This is a genomic window from Pseudomonas sp. B21-031, assembly GCF_024748985.1.
In the GTDB taxonomy this organism is placed as follows: domain Bacteria; phylum Pseudomonadota; class Gammaproteobacteria; order Pseudomonadales; family Pseudomonadaceae; genus Aquipseudomonas; species Aquipseudomonas kermanshahensis.
In genome coordinates this window covers 1,155,965-1,176,187 of record NZ_CP087181.1, presented here as the reverse complement: position 1 = coordinate 1,176,187, position 20,223 = coordinate 1,155,965, and the positions used below count along the sequence as shown (strand labels likewise).

The following is a 20,223-nucleotide window of genomic DNA, read 5'->3' as shown; positions in this document are numbered from 1 at the left end:
CACAACAAAAAAAGAGAACGAGACCATGCAAACGCGCTCGCAGTTGACGTCTACCCGCCCAGATACCTTGCGTTGGGCCATCTTCCTCGCCCTGCTCGGCTCCAGCAGCGTGCTGGCCCAGGGCGGCCTTGAAGCCGCCACCGGCCCAGGTGGCACCCCGGTCATCAACAATGGCCATGGTGTGCCGGTCATCGACATTGTCGCCCCCAACGCCGGCGGCCTGTCACACAACCAGTTCCTCGACTACAACGTCGGCAACCCCGGCGTGGTGCTGAACAACGCCACCCAGGCCGGCCAATCGCAACTGGCCGGTGCCCTGGCCGCCAACCCGCAGTTCCAGGGCCAGGCGGCCTCGACCATTCTCAATGAAGTGATCAGCCGCAACGCCTCGCTGATCGAGGGGCCGCAGGAAATCTTCGGCCGCCCCGCCGATTACATCCTGGCCAACCCCAATGGCATCACCCTCAACGGGGGCAGCTTCATCAACACCACGCGCGCGGGCTTCGTGGTCGGCACCCCGGAATTCGAAGACCAGCAACTCAAGTACCTCGACACCCTCAATGCCAGTGGCGCCCTGCAGGTACTGCCCGGTGGCCAGAGCAACAGTACCGGCGCGCTTGACCTGATCGCGCCGCAGGTAGACAGCAAAGGGCTGCTCATGGCCGGCAGTGAACTGAACGTCACCGTGGGCCGCAACCGCATCGACCAGGCCAGCGGCCAGGTGGTCGAGCACTTGCCCGGCACAGCGGCCAGTATCGATGCCAGCCTGTTCGGGGCCATGCGCGCCGGGCGCATCCGCGTGGTGAGCACCGCCGAAGGCGCGGGCGTGCGCATGGGGCCTGTTCAGGTGCACGCCACCGACGGTATCGACATCCAGTCAGCCGGTGGCCTGCACATCAGCGGCAAGGCCGACACCCGCGCCGAACTGCACAGCGAGCGGGGCCCCCTGGCCCTCAGCGCCGCCGACGACCTGACCCTGCGCGCCGTCGATGGCCAGGCACAACAGGTGGTGGTCAAGGCCGGGCAGAAGCTCACCCTGGACGCCGACAGCCTGGAAAACTCCCAGCATGATCGCGAAAACTGGAACAAGAAGTTCCTCTTCATCACCCGCGAAACCTACAACCGCGAGCGCACCACCCGCGACCTTCAACAGCAGGGCACGCAGTTGCGCGGCCATGACAACGTTCGGCTGCAATCGGGTACCGACATGCGCCTGTTGGCCGCCGACGTGAGCACAGGGGGTGAGCTGAACATCGACAGCGCCGGCAACCTGGACATCGTGGCGGGCATCGACAGCAAACACATCTCCGAACAGGTGCGCCACCGCAAAGACCTGTGGCGCGGGGACAGCGACACCGAGCAAACCCGCGAAACAGCCCGGGGCAGCACGCTGAATGCCGGGCGCCTGACCCTCACGGCAGCCGACGCCCTCAAGGTTGAAGGCAGCACGCTGCATGCGAACAGCGACATGCAATTCAAAGCCCGGCACATCGAGGTCGGGACCACGGCCTTGCAGGAGCGCGGCACCCAACGCAATTACCGCGGCGACCTGGTCTCCGGCACCTTCTTCGGCGACCGCAAGGGCAATGACACCCAAGCGCAGGTCGTGGTTGGCAGCAGCGTGACGGCGGACGGCAAGCTGAACATGACGGCCGACCAGGTCACCCTCAAAGGCAGCAAGGTGCAGGGTAAGGAAGACTCGGTGCTCTACAGTGAAAACGGCCTGCTGGCGATCGAAGCCGACCGCGGCAGCAGCACCTCGACCGATCACCAGAGCGACAGCAAACTGTTCGGCCTGATCGGCAGCGACCGCAAGCAGACCACACGCAAGGACCAGGTACTGGTCAGCGACGTCTCGTCCAGCAGCAACCTGCGCCTGGCCAGTGCCGACGAACTGCGTATCCACGGGGCAAAGGTCGAAGCAGGCAACCATTTGCAGGTACAAGCCAAGGGCGACTTGGTGATCGACAGCGCGCAATCGCGCAACGAAAGCGAAACCCGGCACCAGCAACGTGGCCTCAGTGTCGCCGCCAAGCAGACTGAAGAGGCGCAGGATGGCAAGCCGGACTCGCGCCAGTACGAGGCGAGCCTGGGCTACCAGGTCGCTACCACGACCGGTACGACGCAGGAAGCATCACAGGTCTCAAGCGAACTCAAGGGCGCCTCGGTAGGCCTGCAAAGCGACGCCCACTTGCAGGTCAATGGCTCCAAAGTCCAGGCCAGCGCCGGTGACCTGAACGTGACCGCCAAGCACATCTCCCTGGGTGCAACCCGCAATGAGCGCGAGTCCATCAGCAAAAACAGCCAGAGTGGGGGCAGCGTTAAAGTGACGGGGGGTATCGACCGGTTGGGCAGCGCCTTCGCAGGCCATCACAACACCCAGACTCAGCTCGAACGCGACAGCACGGTGCAACGCAGCGAATTGAAGGCGAGCGCCGGGGTGAAGCTGCAGGCCGAGCATTTGCTCACCGAAGCCGCACGCGTCGATGCTGGCCAGCAACTGAAGGTCACCGCCAAGCACATCGAGAACCGTGCAGCGCAAGAAACCCATGAGCGTGAAAGCGTTACAGACAACTGGGCCGGCAGCCTGGGTGCCAGCGTGGAGTACCGTGACCTGACCCGCCCCATCGAACGCTTGGTGCTGGGTGAGGAGGCCGCGCGCTTTCAGCAGGCCTCGCCCGAAGACGCGATGGTGGCTCCGAGCGTCGGCGCCGACATGACCGTGGACCATCTCAAGCGCCTGGAAAATCAACGCCGCGGTTTCGCCCAGGTGAGTGAGCTGACAGGCGCTGCGGTCGAGGTCAAGGCCGATACCATCGATGACCAGGGCACCGCCTGGAAGGCCAACGCCGGGCAACTGCTGATCGACGCCTCGCAGCACACCCTGCGGGCAGCCGAGAACACTCAGGTAGATACCGTGCAGCGCATGGCCTATGGCGGCGATGCCCGCGTGGACACCAGCAGCGGCAACGACCTCAATGTTCGCGCTGCCGGCAAGGGCGGCTCGCTGGGCAAACAGGACTCCGTCAGTACCGCCGTGCCCGGCAGCCTCTATGGCCAACAGGGTATTCAGGTGCAGCTGGGCAGCGATGGCCTGTACGAAGGCTCGCGCATCGACGGTGGCGAAGGCAGCGTGGTCATGCACAGCGGGGGCACGTTGTCGTTGTCCCAAGCCAACGACCGCAGTACCCAGGCAGCGGGCCAGCTTGATGGCAACGCCTGGGCCAAGGTCGGCAATCGCCCCGGCAGCACCGGCGTCGACGCCCGCGGCTACCTTGATCACCGCCAGCAAGACAGCGCGCAGACCAAGGCCCAGGTTGCGCAGATCGATGCCAAGGGCGATGTTCACCTGAGCAGTGATGGCGACCTGAAGCTGGAGGGGACGCGTATCGGCAGCCGTGACGCCAAGGTCGGGAATACCCTGCTGGAAAGTGGTGGCCGCTTGCAGGTGACCGCAGGCAGCGATACCCAACAGGCCAAGGGCAGCAACCTGGGCGGCGGCCTGGAGCTTGCGGCCAAGACCGGCGCAACCAAGGGTGGCGGCATCGGCGGGCACTTCAACCACGGCAAGCAGAACGAGGAGTCCAGCCAGGCTGTCGATGCCCGCTTCGACAGCGCCGGCACACTGACGCTGAGCAGCCGTGCCCGCGAGGACATTTCCTTGCACCTGCAGGGGCTGCACGCCTCAGCCGAACAGATCGTGCTCAACGCCGCCGGGGGCGGCATGCAGGTGGAAGCATCAAGCAACCGGGAGCAACGCGACAACCTCGACATCACCGCGGGGGCTGGTTTCAACATGGCCAAGGGGGATACCGATACCCGTGGCCTGCATGGCCGCGCCCAGGTCGGCCTGGACAAACGCGACAACCAGACCTGGAATGCCAGCCAGCTGCGCGCTGAGGGTATCCAGTTGCACAGCCGTGGCGATACGCGTGTCGAAGGTGCCAGCCTGGAGGCAGGGGGTATTACCGGTGAGGTCGGCGGCGATCTGCGCATTGCCAGCCGCAAGGACAGCGTCGATAGCCTGACCGTGAAAGCTGACGCACGCCTGAGCCAGGAAAAGAACCCGCAAGGCTACACCAACGCCGCCACCGCATTGGCTGGGCCGCTGGGTAGCAAGGTCGGCGAAAAAGCCGGCCCAGCCTTGAGCAAGGCCGAACCTGGTTTCTCACCGACCTTGCGCCTGGACCTGTCCCATCAACAGCGCGACACCGTGGCCAGACAGACCACGCTCAAGGGCAGCGAAGGCATCGCGCTGAAGGTCGCGGGGGACGCTCGCTTGGTCGGCGCGCGGTTGCAGTCGGCCAAGGGTGATGTCGAGCTGAGCGCCAATGCGATTAGCCAAGAGACCCTGAGTGGCAGCGACTACCGCCGCGATGTGTCGATTGACGTGTCCAACTCGCCGGTGGACCTGGGCACAGCAGTGGCTGAGTTCACCAAGGGCAAGGGCGCGGCTGACGGCGAGAATGCGCTCGATCTTGGGGTATTGCGTACCAGCGGGCATAACCGCAGCGAGCAATGGGTATCGAGTACCCAGGGCAAGGCGGACTGACCCCTCGCCCACCGCACCCCTGTAGGAGCAGCCTTGTGCTGCGAAGAGGCCCGTGACAGCAGCGAAGATTTGGTGTGTTCACCGGCCTCTTCGCAGCACAAGGCTGCTCCTACAGGGGGTGCGTTTCACCGCAGATTCGGGTGGTTACCAACGGACTCGCCGCTGCCCTGTCGTTGCCTCCGGCCCCAGCCACTGCGCGCCGCGCACCAGTGGGGTCAGGGCAGCATCGGGTTGCAGCGCGATGGCGATCTGGGCCTGTCGGCCCCGCACATCGGCATCTACGTCGAGCTGATGCTGCCCTGTCTGCAGCAACTGCCCTAACAGGTGCCAACCCCCGCGGCACTGCACCTCGATCCAGCCTTGCCCCAACCCCAGCGACCAGGGCTCACTCAGCGCCAAGTCCGTAACCGTCAGGCGCCCATCGCTGGCCAGGCATTGCCGCCACGCACCCTGTACACGCACCGATCCCTGCCACTGCCCGGCCAGGCGATACGCCGCCGGCACCGTCACCTGTGCCGCGGCTGGGCGCACTTCCCCCTCCCAGCGCCAGGGCCAACCGTGAACCTGCACGTGCCATGCCTGCCCCTGAAACCCCAAGGCGCCCTGCCCTTGCAAACGCCACGGCTGTAAGGTCCATTGCAACGGCCCGAACGGGCCGATCTGCCGCGCCTGCCCGTGCCACAGGCTGCCGCTCACACCCGCGGCCGACAACCCAAAACCACGCACCAACCAGCTGGCGGGCAACTGCACCAGTAAGGTCACACTAAACACCAGCAGCAACCACGCCACAGCGCCCCGGCTCATGGTCGAAGCACCAGGTCGAAGCGCATGCCCTGGGCATCTTGCTCCAGCCCCCACTGCAAGGGCTGCGCGCCTTCGGCCTGCAACGCACGTACCCAACCCAGCAGAGCCTGCTCATCGCCCACCTGACCGCGCAGGTGCCAGGCCTCACCCTGCGTCACCACCTCCAGTAACTCGATCTGCCGCGCCTGCGCCGACTGGCGCAGACGCTCCAGGTTAAGCGTCGTACCGCCCTGCAAACCCACCGCCGTTTGCGCCAGCGCCTGCCATTGGCTCAGCACGCGCCATTGCGCCACGCCTTCGCGTACCAACAGCATGCTCGACAGCAGCACGATGAGGCACGCGGCCAGCGACAAACGGTGACGCTGCATCCACGCGGTGCTCATGCCGCCACCTCCAGGTCGAACACCACGTTTGGCGACGACTCGCCGCCACTCACCTGCACCTGAGCCCCCACCGCACTGGCCATCTCACGCCAAGGGGGGGCGGCGCCCTCGCCCTCCAGCCGCACATGCCAGCGCTGGCCATCAAAGCGCACCGCTTGCAGGCGCCAGCCGGGATGCTCACTCAGCCAGGCGTGCAAGCGCCCTTGTAAATCGTCGAGCTGACGCAGGCGCACTTGCTGCTGCAAGCCGGCCTCACGCAGTCGCTTGAGCGCCTGAGCCGCCTGCCTGGGGCCCACCTGCTCACCCGTCACAGCCACCACCTGGGCTTGCCAGAGCTGAGCCTGGCGCCATTGCTGGGCCACCCACACGCCGCCCCAGGTGCACGCCAGCAGCAGGCAGGCAGCCATGAGCTGGCACTGCTGCCGCGTCGGCCCCGCCAGCGTGCGACGCCGCCGCTGCTCGAACAGGCCAGGCAAGCTGTCCAGCGCTGCCAATGCTGCAGGCCACTGGCCTTCCAGGGGCAGCCTGTGTAACTGCGGCCAGGGTTCGACCAGCACCTCGCCCATGGCTTCAGGCCAGGCCAGCCAATGCTCGCCAGCGTCTTCGCTCAGCCCCTTGAGCAGGCTGACCCCGTCTTGCTTGCGCCACCACCAGGCGGCCCCCGTCTCAGGTGCCGGCAGCAACTGGAATTCGGCCCAGCAGCGCTCGGCCGTCAGCCCCCACTCGGCGCATTGCCCGCGCCAATCCTCCAGGCGCTCGCGCGCCACCGCCAGTAACCGAACTTGCCCGGCCTCACGCCCCAAATACCCGCACACCACCTCATCCGCGCCTTGCAGCAAGCGGTCTTCAAGCAGCAATGGCCATTCTTCACGCTTAAGCCCTGGCGGTGCGGGCAACTGGAAATGGCTGCAGTGTTGGCCCGGCACGATCAACGCCACCCGCGCCTGCAGGTTCGCCGGCGGTTCGCCCTGCCCCTGGCGTAGCGCGACACCGCCTTCGACCAGTAACCAGTCCCAAGGGTTGCCAGGACGCACCAACAGCCAAGGTCGAGCCGGTGAGCGTCGACGCCAGTCAAGGTTCATGAGCGCCCCCAGGGAAGGACAAAGGTGCAGGCATACGGTGCTCCATCACGTTGCAATTCCAGGCGCACGCCACGGCCGGGGTGCGCGGGTTGGTCGGAAGGCCAGGGCAGCCAGCGGCCACCCTGGTGGTAAAGGATGTTCATCGCGCTCACCCGCCCTAGCTGTTCACGCAGCACCCAGCGCGGCGCCGAGGCGGCATACAAGTCCGCCGAGGTTTCCAGCAGCAGGCGTTGCTCACGCGCCTCGAAGCGCAGACGCTGGCGCTGCAAGCGCGACCCGCCTTCGGCTTCGGGCAGGCCTGTCGCCGCCACCCACAGCAGTTGGCCGCTCGCCGCTTGCCAGTCGAACCAACGGCTGGGCAAGGGCAATCGCTGGTCATACACCCGGCGCAGGACCGGGCTGTCGAAGCGCCGTTCCAGGGCCAGGCAGAAATCCAGCACCGACGCCTCCTGGCTGCTCACCTGCAACCGCTCACGCACCTTCAGCCAGCCATTGACCAACGCTGCCAGCATGACGCCGAGCAGCGCGGTGAGGGCCAGGGCCACCATCAGTTCGATCAAGGTCAGGCCTGCCTGCTGCCGCTTCATGGGCGCTCCAGAAACACACTGTATTGGCCAAGCGGCAGCCGCTGGTCGCGGTCGCCGAACAGCAGCAGTTCACCCCTGCGCAGGTCACGCACACCGGTGCGGCGCAGTTTCAGCTGCCAATGGCACACCTGGCCGCCTTGGCTCAGTTGCCCATCCACCTGATTGTGGGTCGGCCAGTACTGCTCGACGGTGAAACGGGCTTGCAGTTCGCGGGCGCAGAGCAGGCCGAGGCGGTGCTGTTGCAGGTTGTCCTGCACCGCCAGGCGCTGGCGCAGGACCTGGCTGGTGATGACCGCCAACACGGCGGCAATCGCCAGGGCCACGGTCACTTCCAGCAGGGTGAAACCACGCTGTTGGCGCCTCATGGCAGCGCCGCCGTCTGCAGGCGGCCGTCTCGGCTCCAAGCCCATTGCTGGCTGCCCTCGGCCCAGCGCCAGCGCACCGAACCCGGTTGCGCCCAACCTTGCGGGGTGAACAGAAGGCGCGGCTGCGGGCTGGCTGGCCAGTCGGGCTGCAAGCCCTTGGGCCACTCGCCCAGGCTGACCGGTTCGACGACCCAGCCATCGCGTTCACGCCGCACGAACTCCGGGCGCTGGCCGGTCCAGCGCAGCCCGCGTAACTGGCCGGCATGCCGTGCCTCGGCGGCCTGCACGTGAACCTGTGCAGCCAGCCGCTGCAAGGCCTGATCGACACTGGCCTTGCCACTGTCGAGCGACGCCACGGCGAGCCCGGTCATCAGGCCGGCGATGGCCATTACCACCAGCAGTTCGATCAGGCTGAAGCCTTGTTGATGGGCTAATGGGACCGCTATGCGGCCTTTCGCGGGCAAGCCCGCTCCCACAGGTTCGGCACAGGTCTTCAGGCCTGTATGTATCCTGTAGGAGCGGGCTTGCCCGCGAAGGGCCACATCAGGCTTATCTAACATGCTTTACAGCGCCCAGTTACCCAAGTCGGCATCCTGACCTTCGCCGCCCGGCACACCATCGGCGCCCAGCGAGTAAACATCCACCCGGCCATGCTCACCCGGCATGCGGTACTGGTAAGGAGTACCCCACGGATCTTCCGGCAAGCGGCGCACATAACCATCGCTGCGCCACGAACGCGGCAGCGGCTCCTGGGCCGGTTTTTTCACCAGCGCAGCCAGGCCTTGTTCATTGCTCGGGAACCGCAGGTTATCCAGCCGATACATGTCCAGTGCCTGTTCGAGGGTAGCAAGGTCGGCCATCACCTTCTGCCGCATGGCTTTGTCTTGGTTGCCCAGCACGCTGGGGGCGACCACGGCGATCAGCAGGCCGATGATAAAGATCACCACCATGATCTCCATGAGGGTGAAACCACGCTGACGGTTACGACGATGCTGCATGGAAGTACTCCTTGTGTTCACAGTTGCAGGCCCTGGTTGAGTTGCATGATCGGCAGCAGCACCGCCAGCACGATGAACAGCACCACGGCGCCCATCACCAGGATCATCAGGGGTTCGAAAAGCGCCATGGCGGTGTCCACTTGGCGGGCAAAGCCGCGTTCCTGGTCGTCGGCGACGCGTTCGAGCATGTCAGCCAGTGTGCCGCTGGCCTCGCCGCTGCCGACCATGTTCACCAGCAACGGCGGAAACTGTTGGCAGGCATCCAGCGCACGGTGCAGGCTGGTGCCGCCCTGCACCTGCTGGCGCACCTGTTCCATCGCCTGGCGAATACGCCGGTTGGCGACCGTCTCGGTGGCCACCTGCAACGCTTCGAGCAGCGCCACGCCACTGCCGCTGAGAATCGCCAGGCTGCGCGCCAGGCGTGCGCTTTCCAGCACCTGCAGCAGGCTGCCGATACGCGGCAGGTGCAACAGCCACGCGTCACGGCGCAGGCACCAATGCGGCTTGCGCAGCAGCCAGCTGGCGAGCAGCGCCCCTGCCAGCGCCAACCCCAGCAGCCACGGCCCGGCGTGCACCAGCCCTTGGCTCAGGCCGATCAGCACGGCGGTAATCAACGGCAGGCTCTGCCCGGCGTGGGCGAACTGTTCGGTGAGCTTGGGCACTACGAAAGTCATCAGGCCGACCACCACCGCCAGCGACACGCCCATTAGCACACAGGGGTAGATCAAGGCAGTACGCGCTTTGTGCTGTTGCCGTTGCACCTGCTCCAGGTGATCGGCCAGGCGCGTGAGCACCTGGGCCAGCCGCCCGGAGCGCTCACCGGCCTCGACCAGCGCACAGTACAGGCCACTGAACGGCGCCCCCTGGCGGGCCAGGCTACGCGCCAGCCCCAGGCCCTCGGCGAGCGAGCCGCGCAAGGCGACCAACACGCTGTGCAAGGCCGGCTGGCGTAATTGCCGTTCGAGTGTGGCCAAGGCGTCGACCAAGGGTATGCCCGCGCCAGTCAACGTCGCTAACTGGCGGGTCAATTCGCACAGCTGTGCACGGCTCAAGCGCTGGCGGCGGGGTTGCCGGGTACCTGCCTCATGGCGTTGCAATTGGCGGGCGAACAGGCCCTGCTCACGCAACAGTTGCCGTGCGTGGCGCTCGCTGTCGGCCTGCAGGCTGGCCTTGTAGGCCTTGCCGGCCAGGTCGACGGCTTGATAGCGATAAGTCGGCATGGCTCAGCCCTGCACCGCGCGCAGCACTTCAGCCAGGCTGGTTTCGCCCCGCGCCAGGCAATCACTGGCCATGGCCACCAGGCTGCGTCGACGATCGGCCAAGTAGTCCTGCATGGCTTGCTCACTGGCGCCGTCGTACAGCAGCGCGATCAGGCCGGCGTCCAGTTCGATGAATTCGTACAGGCCCAGGCGCCCGACATAACCGCTGCCCTGGCACAGCTCACACCCCACTGCGTGGTAACTGCTGCCCAATGCACACAGCTCAGGCCACAGGTCACGCTCGGCCGCTTGCAGCGGCTGCGCCACCGCGCACTGGCACAGCCGCCGCACCAGGCGCTGTGCCAACACACCGCGCAGGCACGAGGCGATCAGGAACGGTTCGATGCCCATGTCACGCAAACGGGTCACCGCGCCCACCGCACTGTTGGTGTGCAGGGTCGACAGCACCAAGTGGCCGGTGAGGCTGGCCTGCACGGCAATCTGCGCGGTTTCCTGGTCGCGGATCTCGCCCAGCATGATCACGTCCGGGTCCTGGCGCAGGATGGCCCGCAGGCCCGTGGCGAATGTCAGCCCGGCGCGCGGGTTGATCGCGGTCTGGCCGATACCGGCGATGGCGTACTCCACCGGGTCTTCGACGGTGAGGATGTTGCGGCTGCCATCGTTGAGGCTGTTGAGGCTGGCGTACAGCGTGGTGGTCTTGCCCGAGCCGGTCGGGCCGGTGGACAGCACGATGCCATTGGGCCGCGCCAGGCAGCTGCGCAGGCCATCGAGCACCGCTGCCGGCATGCCCAGGTTGTCCAGCGCCAGCAGGCTGGCCTGCTTGTCGAGCACACGCATTACCACGCGCTCGCCGTGGATGCCGGGCAAGGTCGACACCCGCACATCGACCTCGCGTCCCGCCGCACGCAAGGTGATGCGGCCGTCCTGGGGCTGGCGTTTCTCGGCAATGTCCAGCCGCGCCATGACTTTGATCCGCGACACCAGCATCGCCGACAGCGCCCGCGGCGGGCGCAGCACCTCGCGCAGGTGGCCGTCGACCCGCAGGCGCACCACCAGGCTCTGCTCGAAGGTCTCGATATGAATGTCCGAGGCACGCAAGCGCAAGGCCTGGCCGAACAGGCCGTTGATCAGGCGGATGACCGGCGCCTCGTCATCGCTTTCGAGCAAGTCCTCGATGCGCGGCATCTCGCTCATCAGGCTGTCGAGGTCTACCTGGTCGCCAATCCCTTCGATCAGCGCCTCGGTGGCCGCATCGCCGCCCTGATAAAGCTGGCCCAACTGCTCGTCGAATGCCGCAGGCTCCAGGTAGGCCAGCGCGCTGGGCTGGCCATGCACGCGCAGCAGCTCCTGCAATTGGTCGCTGTCGGCGTCGCGGCGCAGCCACAATTGCCAGCCGCTGTCGGTCGGGGTCATGGCCAGGCCGGCCTGGCGTGCCAGGCGATAGGGCAGCATCACCAATCGCCCCCTTCCAGCCGCGCTCGGCTGGCGGGGAACACCTGCAGCAGTGGCGTGCCACCTTCTGCGCCCGCAAGGTTTGGCAGCTGAAGCGGCGTGGTCTGCTGTAAGGTGCGGTACTTGTTCTCGCTAAGCCCGGCCAGGCTCGGCCCGTCGCGCAGGATGCGCGGGCGGATGAAGACCATCAGGTTCTGCTTGGTGTTCTTGCTGGCGTCGGAGCGGAACAGCCGGCCCAGGTAAGGAATGTCCCCGAGCAGCGGCACCCGCTGATTGCTGGTGCTCAACTCGTCGCTGATCAGCCCGCCCAGAATCACCAGGCCGTTGTCTTCGACCATGACCTTGGTCTTGATCTCGCGCTTGTTGGTGATCACATCGCTGGCGGCACTGATATCGGCAATCGACGAAACCTCCTGGACGATGTCCAGGCGCACGCTGTTGTCGACGTTGATTTGCGGCTTGATCCGCAGCTTGACCCCGACTTCCTTGCGCTCGATGGTCTGGTAGGGGTTGGCGTTGTTCTGTGTCACGGAGCCGGTGACAAAGGGCACTTCCTGGCCGACCAGGATCGACGCCTCGGCATTGTCCAGGGTCAGCAGGGTCGGGGTGGACAGCAGGTTGAAACCGCTCTTGCCCTTGAGCGCATTGACCAGCATAGCGAAGTTGAAACCGCCCCCAAAATGGCCGATGCCCGCCGTGGCACCGGTGGTGGCCGACAGCAGTTTGCCCAGTGCCTCACTGTCTTCGCTGGCCGCAGCCCCCGCAATGTTGGCGATGTTCACCCCATTGCTGCCGAAGTTGACGATACCGGCACCGAACTTCTCGTCAGCGAACAACCACTGTACGCCCAGCTCTTGCGCACTGCTGTCGGAGACCTCGGCGATGATGGCCTCGACCACCACCTGGGCGCGGCGGATATCCAGTTGCTCGACGATGGCGCGGTAGGCGGCCAGTTCGCTGTCGGGGCCGACCATGACCACGGCATTGGTGCCCTCTTCGTACTCCAGGCGGATGCCCGAGCTACTGGCGGCAGCCGTCACCGGCGGCTCTTTGCTCTCCCCTTCGCCTGTGCTTTGCGCCGGTGCCATGCCTTCCTGGCTGAGCCCGCGCAATACCTTGACCACTTCACTGGCATTGGCGTGGCGCAGGTACATGACTTGGGTGCTGGCGCTGCCTACTGCTTCGCTGGGGCGGTCGAGCTGGCGCAGCAGGCTGGCGATGCGTTCGAGGTTGCTGCGCCAGTCGGTAACCACCAACTGGTGCGCGGCCGGGTACGGGGTGATCACCCCTACCCGTGGGTCGACCAGGGGTTTGAGGATGCCAACCACTTGCTCGGTGGCAGCGTTGCGTAAATCGAATACCCGCGTGGCCACGCTGTCGCTGCCCGCGCCCTGCTGCCCGGCAGGCTCCACCGGCACCGGCTCCAGGCGCGCCGCCTGGTCGGGGACGATCTTCACGCTGCCATTGGGCAGGTCGACCGTGGCGTAACCCTGGGCGCGCAGCTGCGCCAGGAAGATGTCATAGATGGCATCGGCGTCGTGCAAGTCGACGGTGCGCACGGTGACCTTGCCCTTTACCCGAGGGTCGACGATGAACGTGGTGCCGGTGATGCGCGACACGCTGTCGATGAACTCGCCCAGTTCGGTGTCGACGAAGTTCACTTCGTACATCGGCGTGCCGTTGTCATCGAACACCGGCTCCTCGGCGCTGGCCTGGGGTAAGGCCACGGCCAGGGCCAGGCTCAGCGCAGCCGCCACGCAGTATTTAACAGGCATCGTTCATCCTTGCCGCTTGAAGCCGGTCACGGCGGGGCGTGGCGGCCAGGGCAGGCGTTCGCGCCGCCCCTGGTTGTTGAAAATCAGGCCATCGGTGTCGATGTCCTGCAGCACGATCCCTGGCGCCAGGCGCTGGCCGCGGGCCAACGTGCGCACCTGCTGGCCGTAGCGCAGCACCACTACGCTGGCCGACAACGGCTGGGCCTTGAGGCCACCCAGGTAGTGCAGTGGCAAACGGGTAATGACGATCGCGCCGTCATCGACCGGCGCCTGCCAATGGCCGACCATCAACCCAGGCAACTGGGCTGCGGCCGCCTGGGCGGGGCTGGCCGGTTGTGGCTGGCGGCCCAGTTGCAGCACGCACTGCGCCGCCAGCCAACCGGCCAACGTCAGGCAGCCACCGGTGAGCAGCCGTGCGCCAAGGCTCACGAAGCCAACTGCCGTGGATGCCAGCCCGGGTGCCCCTGCACATAGCGCACCTCGGGCACCTGCAGCGGCGCCAGTTGCCAGTCGGCGCCTTGCCGCGTGAGCCAGGCTTCTACCCGCTGCCAAAGTGGCTCGCCGGCCTGCGACGCGAACTGCAGGCCGAAGGTGCGGCACAGCCCCTGGACCGGTTCCAGGCCGGTGATGCGCTTACCTTGCGGGCTGTAGCTGACACCCCAGGCCTGGCCCTGCCAGCGCGGCAGGTCTTGGCTGTTGTCCAGCAGCAGCGGGTCGCCGAACAGCTGTTCCGCGGCATTTTCCAGCACTTGCTCCACCTGCCGGGCCGGGGCCTCGACCACCGGGGCCGGGTAACCGCCGGTCAGGCTGATCAGGTGCTCGCGGGTGATCGCCGCACCTGCGGCCAATGGGCAGTCATAACGCAGGCCCGGCAGCAGCACGGGCAAGTTGTTGTCATCGGCCAGGGCTTGATGCAGCAGGCGGTCCCAGCTGCCGCCGCGGGTGTCACGCCGCCACAAGGCCTGGGGAGCCTTGGCCAGCGGTTGATCGAGCCACGCCGCGTGGCCGGCGCGCTGTTGGTTCAGTTGTGCCTGAAATTGCCCGGCGCGCACCCGTGCAGCCGGGGAAAGCTGCTGTTCGAACGCTGGGAAGAAACGCCCCTCGAACTGCCAGTGCCCGGCCACCTGTTGGCAACGCAGGCGAAACGCCCCGCTGCCCCGGCACCCGGCAAACAGCACCGGTACGCGGCGGCCGTTGGCCTGGGTGGCCTGCACGGGCGTCGGCCACAGGTCCTGGCCACGCGCACAGAGCAACACGTCGATTGCCGGCAGCCGTTCAGCCAGCCACAGCCCAGGCCCGGTGCCGACATCGGCCATGGCCACGACCAGGTCGGCTTCGCGCCGGGCCTGCTCGAATACCGGCAGCAAGGATTGGTACCACTGTTTGAGGGAGGCTTTCTGGTCCTGGGCGTAAGGGTCGGTCACGCCGACCACGGCAATGCGCGCACCGCCGCGCTCGAACAGCTGCAGTGCTTCAAGCCCCAAGGTTTCGCGTTGTTCGTCGGCCAGCCCCGCGCCCAACGTAATGGCAGCGGCCTGCCGGTACAGCGCCGTGCTGCGCTGCGGCCAGAGCACACGCTCGTCACTGCTGACGCGTGCGTCGCTGCCCAGCAGTTGGCTGCCCTGCACGCCGCTTTCACCCTGGGTCAGGTAGGCCAGGCCGCTGCCGTTCCAGCCTTGGCCGTTTTCCAGGGTCAGGCTGTTGCCCGCCCCGGCCTCGCCACGCAACTGCTCCAGCAATGCGGCCAGCACGGCGTAACCACCGAGGTTGGCGCGCGCGGCCTGGCTGGCATCGAGCAAGGGGGCCAGCTGCGGGAAGGCAATGCTGGCACTGGCACCGGTCATCCACGGCGCACGCCCCAGGTGGCTGACCGGCCCCAGGCGCGTTGCCGGGACAACGGCCAACCCGGGCTGGCGGGCATCGAGGGTGTCGGCGACATACAGCAAATCCAGGTTGGCATTGCCACCGCGTTGACCTGGCAAGGCGGAACAGGCGCCGAGCAAGGGTGCCAAGGCACCGACGCCCATCCAGCTGATCACTTCGCGCCTGTTCACACTGCTTACCATCGAGCCCGCCATCCTTAACCAAGTTCACGTTGGGCTCCGGATGTTGCGGCGTTCGCATGACAGTTTGATGGCAGAAATCCGACAGCAATTCCGAATTGATCTGTCAGGCTCAAACGTAAGAACGAGTAGTTTTAAGCGCGCGTTCATATTTCTGCCAAGGAATCATCATACTTGCGCTCTAAAGTCGCGGTTTCCTCTAACTCAGCCAACATAAGGACACCCTGATGAGTCGAGATACCGGCGACAACCTGGACCGGAACCACAGCGGCAATCTGCCGATGGCCAGCGTCATGGACGCCTACCTGAGCCGCCGCAGCATCATGCGCGGCAGCCTGGGCGCCGCCATCGCCATGATCGCCGGGACCGGCCTGACAGGCTGCTTCGACGGTGATGGCGGTTCCGATCACGATGATCCTGTTACCGAACCACCGGTGACCGAGCCACCGGTAACCGAACCGGAAGTCCCGAAACTGGCACTGGGCTTCCAGTCCATCCCAGGCTCGCGCACCGATGCCTGTGTCGTCGCGGCAGGCTACAGCGCCTATGTGCTGGCGCCGTGGGGCACCCCGCTGAACAGCAATGGCAACCCGTGGAAGTCCGATGGCAGCAACACCTCGACCGACCAGGCCAATGCCATGGGCATGCACCATGACGGCATGCACTTCTTCCCGATCAATGGCAGCTCCGAAGACGGCTTGCTGGCCATCAACTTCGAATACATCGACGCGGCAGCCCTGCACCCGGCCGGCCCGACCACTGACGTCAACGGCAAGCGCCCGGCCGAAGAAATCCGCAAAGAGATCAACGCCCACGGCGCCGGCGTGGTACGCCTGCAGAAAGTCAGCGGGCGCTGGCAGGTGGTCGACAACGACCCGCTGAATCGCCGCTTCACCACCGCCTCGCGCATGGAGATCACCGGCCCGCTGCGCGGCACCGAGCACGTCAAGACCAAGTACTCCACGGGCGGCACCCACTGCCGCGGCACCAACAACAACTGCGGCAACGGCTACACCCCGTGGGGCACCTACCTGACCTGCGAAGAGAACTGGCCGGGCATCTTCGTCAACAAAGGCACCCGCCCTGAAGACCAGCGCCGTATCGGCGTGGGCACCTCCAGCGGCCAGTACAAATGGGAAAGCGCCGCCGGTGACAGCACCGAGGTGAATGACGAATTCGCCCGTTTCGACGTAACGGTCAAAGGCGCCAGCGCCACCGACGACTACCGCAACGAAGCCAGCACCTATGGCTACATCGTCGAGATCGACCCGTACAACAACGCCACCCTGGCCACCAAGCGCACCGCGCTGGGCCGCTTCCGCCACGAAGGGTGCTGCCCAGGCCTGCCGGTGGCCGGCAAGCCGTTGGTCTGGTACATGGGCGACGACTCGAACAACGAGTACCTGTACAAGTTCGTCTCCACGGCCGTGTGGGACGCCGCTGACGCCAGCCCGGCCGACCGCCTGGCCACCGGCGCCAAGTACATGGACCAAGGCAAGCTCTATGTGGCCCGTTTCAATGCCGACGGCACCGGCGTGTGGCTGTTGCTCGACGTCGCCACCCCCACCACCGCCGGCAGCACCCTTGGCGCGCTGTACGGTGACCTGCCGGGCATCATCCTCAACACCCGGGGTGCGGGCGATGCCGTGGGCGCGACCCCGATGGACCGCCCAGAATGGACCACGGTCAACCCGCTCAATGGCGATGTCTACCTGACCCTGACCAACAACAGCGCGCGTACGCCAGAGAAAGTCGACGCGGCCAACCCGCGTGGCCCGAACCGCCACGGCCACATCATTCGCTGGCACGACAGCGACGACCAGTTGAGCTTCACCTGGGACATCTTCGTGTTTGGCGCCAATGCCGCCGGTACCGCCGACATCAACCGCTCTGGCCTGACCGAACTGAACCAGTTCGCCAGCCCTGACGGCATGAGCTTCGATAGCCGTGGCGTGTTGTGGTTCGAGACCGACAACGGTGAAACCACGCTGACCGACTACACCAATGACCAGTTGCTGGCGGTAATCCCCACTGACCTGGTAGATGCCACGGGCAAGCAGGTGCCGGTCAACGCGCAGAACCAGGTGGACTTGCGGCGCTTCTTTGTCGGGCCGAACGGTTGCGAGGTGACGGGCATTGCTTTCAGCCCGGACAACAAGTCGATGTTCGTCAACATCCAGCACCCGGAGAACTGGCCGTATACCGACAAGGCGACCGATGCTACCCCGGCTGGGGCCACGGTAAGGCCGCGGGCTTCGACGGTGGTGATTCAGCGTGATGATGGCGGGGAGATCGGGACGGTCTGATCGCCAGCCGGTCAGTCAGCCTTGTGCTGGCTGTACCGGCCTCTTCGCGGGGCAAGCCCGCTCCCCCCCCGCGAAGAGGCCGGCAAGGTTTACCAGAGCATTGGCTCACGACTCCTCACCCGCACCTGCTGCGCCGGCACCCGCGCATGCCACTGCACCACCCCTAGCGCCTCTACCTGAAACGCGCTGCGCATCACCCGCCCCTCTTCCTCGAACGATAGCTGCAACAGAAAATGCCCACTGTTGAGCAGCAACCCTTCGCTCAACCGTTCGAACGTCTCATCATCCACCGCCCCCAACGCCTTGCGCAGCGCAGCGGCATCCCCATACCCCGACGCTGGCCGGCCACTGATGATGCGGCTGAGCAGCGCACGTGGGTAGCGCCCCTCGTACAAGGCTTCGAGCATGGGCAGATGCTCCAGGCCCAAGGCATTGGCGTTCAAACGCCAGCCGGTCGTCTGCGGCAAGGCGCACAGCATCGGGTAGCGACCCTGGCGCTTGGCATCTGGCTCCAGCAGCAGGTTCAGCTCGCTGGTGTCGAGCATCGGTTGGTTGGCCGCCAGGCGCGCTGGTTGCTGGCGCAGGTACTGGGCACTTTCGGCCCCTTGCAGGCGCGTATCGCTGTCATTGTCGAGCCAATCGGCCAGGGCATCGACCAGGCGTTCTGCCGCCATGTCGTCGCCCAGCAAGCGGCGCAACTGGCGCTCGGCCCGCTCACCGTCGGCACCGAGCAATGCGTTGACGTTGAAGCACGTGTGCTGGTCGCGCACCCGCAGTTGCGCCTGGCCTGCGCCAAAATCGTAGTTCAGCGGTTGCCCGCGCAAGGCCTGCCAGAACAACGGGCTCAGCCGCCAGGCCGGGTCGCGCAGCGCCTGCTCGGCATAGGCCAGGCCGGCCTGCTCCATGGCCCTGACCTGCACCCGCTGGTGCAACAGGCGCACTTCATCGACCTGGCGGCGGCCATCCTCCACCAGCCAGGCCATACCGGCGGCGAGCATCGCCAACACCACCATCACCATCAGCAGGGCCGCGCCGTGCTGTCGTTTACCACCCATCTGCACCCGCCTCTCATGGCCAGTAAAAGCGCCAGTCAACACGCCGGTTGTTGCAGGTAGATGGCAAGGGTGCGTTCCGTCATGTTCACGTCATCTGCACGAGGCAGGATTGCCCTTCCTTTTCATGGCCTTACAGGAGTAGTCGCAATGGGTGGCATTGGAATCTGGCAACTGGTGATCGTACTGATGATCGTATTCCTGCTGTTTGGCACCAAGCGCCTCAAGGGCCTGGGCAGCGATGTTGGCGAGGCGATCCAGGGGTTTCGCAAGTCCATGGGCGGTGACAACGACGTCGCCCCGCCCGGCACCGCCCAGGTGCAGCAACAGGCGCCGTTGACCGGCCAGGCAACGCCCCAGCCGCAAGCGGACCGTCAGGCCTGATGTTCGAGGTAGGCTTCAGCGAGTTGCTGCTGGTCGGCATCGTCGCACTGCTGGTGCTGGGCCCTGAGCGGCTGCCCGTTGCGGCACGCACGCTTGGGCGCGGCCTGGGCCAGGCGCGCAGGGCCATGCAGGGCCTGCGCGCACAGATGGAGCGCGAGATCGAGTTGCCCAACTTCGACAGCGCGCCCCTGCAGCGCCTGGAACAGGAAATGCGCCAGGGCATCAGCCTTGCCGCACCACCGGTCAATGACTCGGCAACCGTCGCTGCACCCAGGGAGAATGCCTCATGAGCCTTGCCATGGACCCTGCGGCAGGCATGCCGCTGACCGAGCACCTGCGCGAACTGCGCAAGCGCCTGGTGCGTTGCCTGGGGCTGGTCGCGCTGGTGTTCGCCGGCCTGTTCCCCTTCGCCCAGACGCTCTACACACTGATCTCGGAGCCACTGCGCCGCTTTCTGCCAGAGGGCGCCAGCATGATCGCGACCAGTGTCACCTCACCCTTTCTGACGCCCTTCAAGCTGACCGCGATGTGCGCGCTGTTCGTCGCCATGCCACTGTTGTTGCACCAGGCCTGGGGGTTTCTGGCGCCGGGGCTGTACCGCCGGGAACGGCGCATTGCCCTGCCGCTGCTGGTGTCGAGCATTCTGCTGTTCTATGCCGGCATGGCGTTCGCGTTCTTTCTGGTGTTCCCGATGATGTTCGGCTTTTTCGCCAGCGTGACGCCCGATGGGGTGGCGATGATGACCGACATCAGCCAGTACCTGGACTTCATCATGGCGCTGTTCCTGGCATTCGGGCTGGCGTTCGAGATCCCGGTGGCGACGTTCATCGTGGTCTGGGTGGGGTTGGCGGATGTGGCGACACTGCGCCGTAGCCGGCCCTACGTAATCGTCGGGTGCTTTGTGGTGGGGATGATTCTGACGCCGCCGGACGTGTTTTCGCAGACGATGCTGGCGGTGCCGATGTGGGTGCTGTTCGAGGTGGGGTTGTTGGCCTGTAGCGGGTTGAAGCGGCCAGAGCAAACCAAGGGGATCGTGACTGGTTGATAGCGCCCTTTCGCAGTCAAGCCCCCTCCCACAGGGGGGGCACAGGTTATTAAGAGGGTGACAACCCTGTGGGCAAATATCCGCGAACTGCCAAGCCTACAAGAGCATTCTGGAACAGAAAATTTGACCTTCCCTCTCTCCGCTACGGCTAATTA

At 65.9% G+C, this 20,223-nt stretch carries 18 protein-coding genes; 5 read left to right on the top strand and 13 right to left on the bottom strand.

Annotation, left to right across the window (positions count from 1 at the left end; translation table 11 throughout):
- Positions 1 to 25 precede the first annotated feature (25 nt).
- Positions 26 to 4,552, top strand: a complete 4,527-nt coding sequence (locus tag LOY53_RS05300; protein ID WP_258703689.1) for a hemagglutinin repeat-containing protein — start codon at positions 26 to 28, stop codon at positions 4,550 to 4,552.
- Between the two features lie 144 nt (positions 4,553 to 4,696).
- Here LOY53_RS05300 and gspN read toward each other — a convergent pair whose 3' ends face one another.
- From gspN to LOY53_RS05240, 12 genes are all read right to left on the bottom strand, one after another.
- The gene (gene gspN / locus LOY53_RS05295; RefSeq protein WP_258703688.1) at positions 4,697 to 5,356 is read right to left on the bottom strand and encodes a type II secretion system protein N; all 660 of its coding nucleotides are present in this window, start codon (positions 5,354 to 5,356) and stop codon (positions 4,697 to 4,699) included.
- Entirely contained in the window at positions 5,353 to 5,739 is a 387-nt protein-coding gene (gene gspM, locus LOY53_RS05290) for a type II secretion system protein GspM (RefSeq protein ID WP_258703687.1), read from the bottom strand. The genes gspN and gspM overlap by 4 nt, the downstream gene beginning before the upstream one ends.
- Positions 5,736 to 6,821, bottom strand: a complete 1,086-nt coding sequence (gene gspL, locus LOY53_RS05285; RefSeq protein ID WP_258703686.1) for a type II secretion system protein GspL — start codon at positions 6,819 to 6,821, stop codon at positions 5,736 to 5,738. Before gspL ends, gspM begins: the two co-directional genes overlap by 4 nt.
- Positions 6,818 to 7,408, bottom strand: a complete 591-nt coding sequence (locus LOY53_RS05280; protein WP_258703685.1) for a type II secretion system protein J — start codon at positions 7,406 to 7,408, stop codon at positions 6,818 to 6,820. Before LOY53_RS05280 ends, gspL begins: the two co-directional genes overlap by 4 nt.
- Positions 7,405 to 7,773: a type II secretion system protein GspI gene (locus LOY53_RS05275; protein ID WP_252826896.1), complete on the bottom strand. Its 369-nt coding sequence runs from the start codon at positions 7,771 to 7,773 to the stop codon at positions 7,405 to 7,407. Before LOY53_RS05275 ends, LOY53_RS05280 begins: the two co-directional genes overlap by 4 nt.
- On the bottom strand, positions 7,770 to 8,237 hold the full coding sequence (gene gspH, locus LOY53_RS05270; protein WP_252826894.1) for a type II secretion system minor pseudopilin GspH: 468 nt from the start codon (positions 8,235 to 8,237) through the stop codon (positions 7,770 to 7,772). The genes LOY53_RS05275 and gspH overlap by 4 nt, the downstream gene beginning before the upstream one ends.
- Positions 8,238 to 8,336: 99 nt before the next feature.
- Positions 8,337 to 8,771 carry a type II secretion system major pseudopilin GspG gene (gene gspG, locus LOY53_RS05265; protein WP_027595700.1) on the bottom strand — a complete coding sequence of 145 codons (435 nt, stop codon included), beginning with the start codon at positions 8,769 to 8,771 and terminating at the stop codon, positions 8,337 to 8,339.
- A 17-nt stretch (positions 8,772 to 8,788) separates the two neighbouring features.
- Positions 8,789 to 9,991, bottom strand: a complete 1,203-nt coding sequence (gene gspF, locus LOY53_RS05260; protein WP_252826892.1) for a type II secretion system inner membrane protein GspF — start codon at positions 9,989 to 9,991, stop codon at positions 8,789 to 8,791.
- Positions 9,992 to 9,994: 3 nt separating this feature from the next.
- Positions 9,995 to 11,443, bottom strand: coding sequence for a GspE/PulE family protein (locus LOY53_RS05255; protein WP_027595698.1), 1,449 nt, complete (start codon positions 11,441 to 11,443; stop codon positions 9,995 to 9,997).
- The gene (gspD, locus tag LOY53_RS05250) at positions 11,443 to 13,218 is read right to left on the bottom strand and encodes a type II secretion system secretin GspD (protein ID WP_258703684.1); all 1,776 of its coding nucleotides are present in this window, start codon (positions 13,216 to 13,218) and stop codon (positions 11,443 to 11,445) included. The genes LOY53_RS05255 and gspD overlap by 1 nt, the downstream gene beginning before the upstream one ends.
- A gap of 3 nt (positions 13,219 to 13,221) precedes the next feature.
- Positions 13,222 to 13,647 carry a pilus assembly protein PilZ gene (locus tag LOY53_RS05245; RefSeq protein WP_186675786.1) on the bottom strand — a complete coding sequence of 142 codons (426 nt, stop codon included), beginning with the start codon at positions 13,645 to 13,647 and terminating at the stop codon, positions 13,222 to 13,224.
- The gene (locus tag LOY53_RS05240) at positions 13,644 to 15,284 is read right to left on the bottom strand and encodes a lipoprotein UxpA (protein WP_258703683.1); all 1,641 of its coding nucleotides are present in this window, start codon (positions 15,282 to 15,284) and stop codon (positions 13,644 to 13,646) included. Before LOY53_RS05240 ends, LOY53_RS05245 begins: the two co-directional genes overlap by 4 nt.
- Positions 15,285 to 15,508: 224 nt before the next feature.
- Here LOY53_RS05240 and LOY53_RS05235 point away from each other — a divergent pair, with 224 nt between their 5' ends.
- Positions 15,509 to 17,587, top strand: a complete 2,079-nt coding sequence (locus LOY53_RS05235; RefSeq protein ID WP_252826887.1) for a PhoX family phosphatase — start codon at positions 15,509 to 15,511, stop codon at positions 17,585 to 17,587.
- Between the two features lie 89 nt (positions 17,588 to 17,676).
- Here the strand turns inward: LOY53_RS05235 and gspK are convergent, their stop codons facing one another.
- Positions 17,677 to 18,642, bottom strand: coding sequence for a type II secretion system minor pseudopilin GspK (gene gspK / locus LOY53_RS05230; protein ID WP_258703682.1), 966 nt, complete (start codon positions 18,640 to 18,642; stop codon positions 17,677 to 17,679).
- Positions 18,643 to 18,789: 147 nt separating this feature from the next.
- Between gspK and tatA the strand changes: the two genes are divergently transcribed.
- The 3 genes from tatA to tatC are packed head-to-tail and all read left to right on the top strand — an operon-like array spanning position 18,790 to position 20,068.
- Entirely contained in the window at positions 18,790 to 19,023 is a 234-nt protein-coding gene (gene tatA / locus LOY53_RS05225) for a twin-arginine translocase TatA/TatE family subunit (protein ID WP_027595692.1), read from the top strand.
- Complete coding sequence (gene tatB / locus LOY53_RS05220) at positions 19,023 to 19,313, top strand: Sec-independent protein translocase protein TatB (protein ID WP_258703681.1); 291 nt, start codon at positions 19,023 to 19,025, stop codon at positions 19,311 to 19,313. The genes tatA and tatB overlap by 1 nt, the downstream gene beginning before the upstream one ends.
- Positions 19,310 to 20,068 carry a twin-arginine translocase subunit TatC gene (gene tatC, locus LOY53_RS05215; protein ID WP_252826881.1) on the top strand — a complete coding sequence of 253 codons (759 nt, stop codon included), beginning with the start codon at positions 19,310 to 19,312 and terminating at the stop codon, positions 20,066 to 20,068. The genes tatB and tatC overlap by 4 nt, the downstream gene beginning before the upstream one ends.
- Positions 20,069 to 20,223: the final 155 nt, after the last annotated feature.

Excerpts from the sequence above, each read along its gene's own strand:
- LOY53_RS05300 (WP_258703689.1), top strand. The coding sequence starts at position 26 with ATGCAAACGCGCTCGCAGTTGACGTCTACCCGCCCAGATACCTTGCGT.
- gspN (WP_258703688.1), bottom strand. The coding sequence starts at position 5,356 with ATGAGCCGGGGCGCTGTGGCGTGGTTGCTGCTGGTGTTTAGTGTGACC.
- gspM (WP_258703687.1), bottom strand. The coding sequence starts at position 5,739 with ATGAGCACCGCGTGGATGCAGCGTCACCGTTTGTCGCTGGCCGCGTGC.
- gspL (WP_258703686.1), bottom strand. The coding sequence starts at position 6,821 with ATGAACCTTGACTGGCGTCGACGCTCACCGGCTCGACCTTGGCTGTTG.
- LOY53_RS05280 (WP_258703685.1), bottom strand. The coding sequence starts at position 7,408 with ATGAAGCGGCAGCAGGCAGGCCTGACCTTGATCGAACTGATGGTGGCC.
- LOY53_RS05275 (WP_252826896.1), bottom strand. The coding sequence starts at position 7,773 with ATGAGGCGCCAACAGCGTGGTTTCACCCTGCTGGAAGTGACCGTGGCC.
- gspG (WP_027595700.1), bottom strand. The coding sequence starts at position 8,771 with ATGCAGCATCGTCGTAACCGTCAGCGTGGTTTCACCCTCATGGAGATC.
- gspF (WP_252826892.1), bottom strand. The coding sequence starts at position 9,991 with ATGCCGACTTATCGCTATCAAGCCGTCGACCTGGCCGGCAAGGCCTAC.
- LOY53_RS05255 (WP_027595698.1), bottom strand. The coding sequence starts at position 11,443 with ATGCTGCCCTATCGCCTGGCACGCCAGGCCGGCCTGGCCATGACCCCG.
- gspD (WP_258703684.1), bottom strand. The coding sequence starts at position 13,218 with ATGCCTGTTAAATACTGCGTGGCGGCTGCGCTGAGCCTGGCCCTGGCC.
- LOY53_RS05240 (WP_258703683.1), bottom strand. The coding sequence starts at position 15,284 with ATGGTAAGCAGTGTGAACAGGCGCGAAGTGATCAGCTGGATGGGCGTC.
- LOY53_RS05235 (WP_252826887.1), top strand. The coding sequence starts at position 15,509 with ATGAGTCGAGATACCGGCGACAACCTGGACCGGAACCACAGCGGCAAT.
- gspK (WP_258703682.1), bottom strand. The coding sequence starts at position 18,642 with ATGGGTGGTAAACGACAGCACGGCGCGGCCCTGCTGATGGTGATGGTG.
- tatA (WP_027595692.1), top strand. The coding sequence starts at position 18,790 with ATGGGTGGCATTGGAATCTGGCAACTGGTGATCGTACTGATGATCGTA.
- tatB (WP_258703681.1), top strand. The coding sequence starts at position 19,023 with ATGTTCGAGGTAGGCTTCAGCGAGTTGCTGCTGGTCGGCATCGTCGCA.
- tatC (WP_252826881.1), top strand. The coding sequence starts at position 19,310 with ATGAGCCTTGCCATGGACCCTGCGGCAGGCATGCCGCTGACCGAGCAC.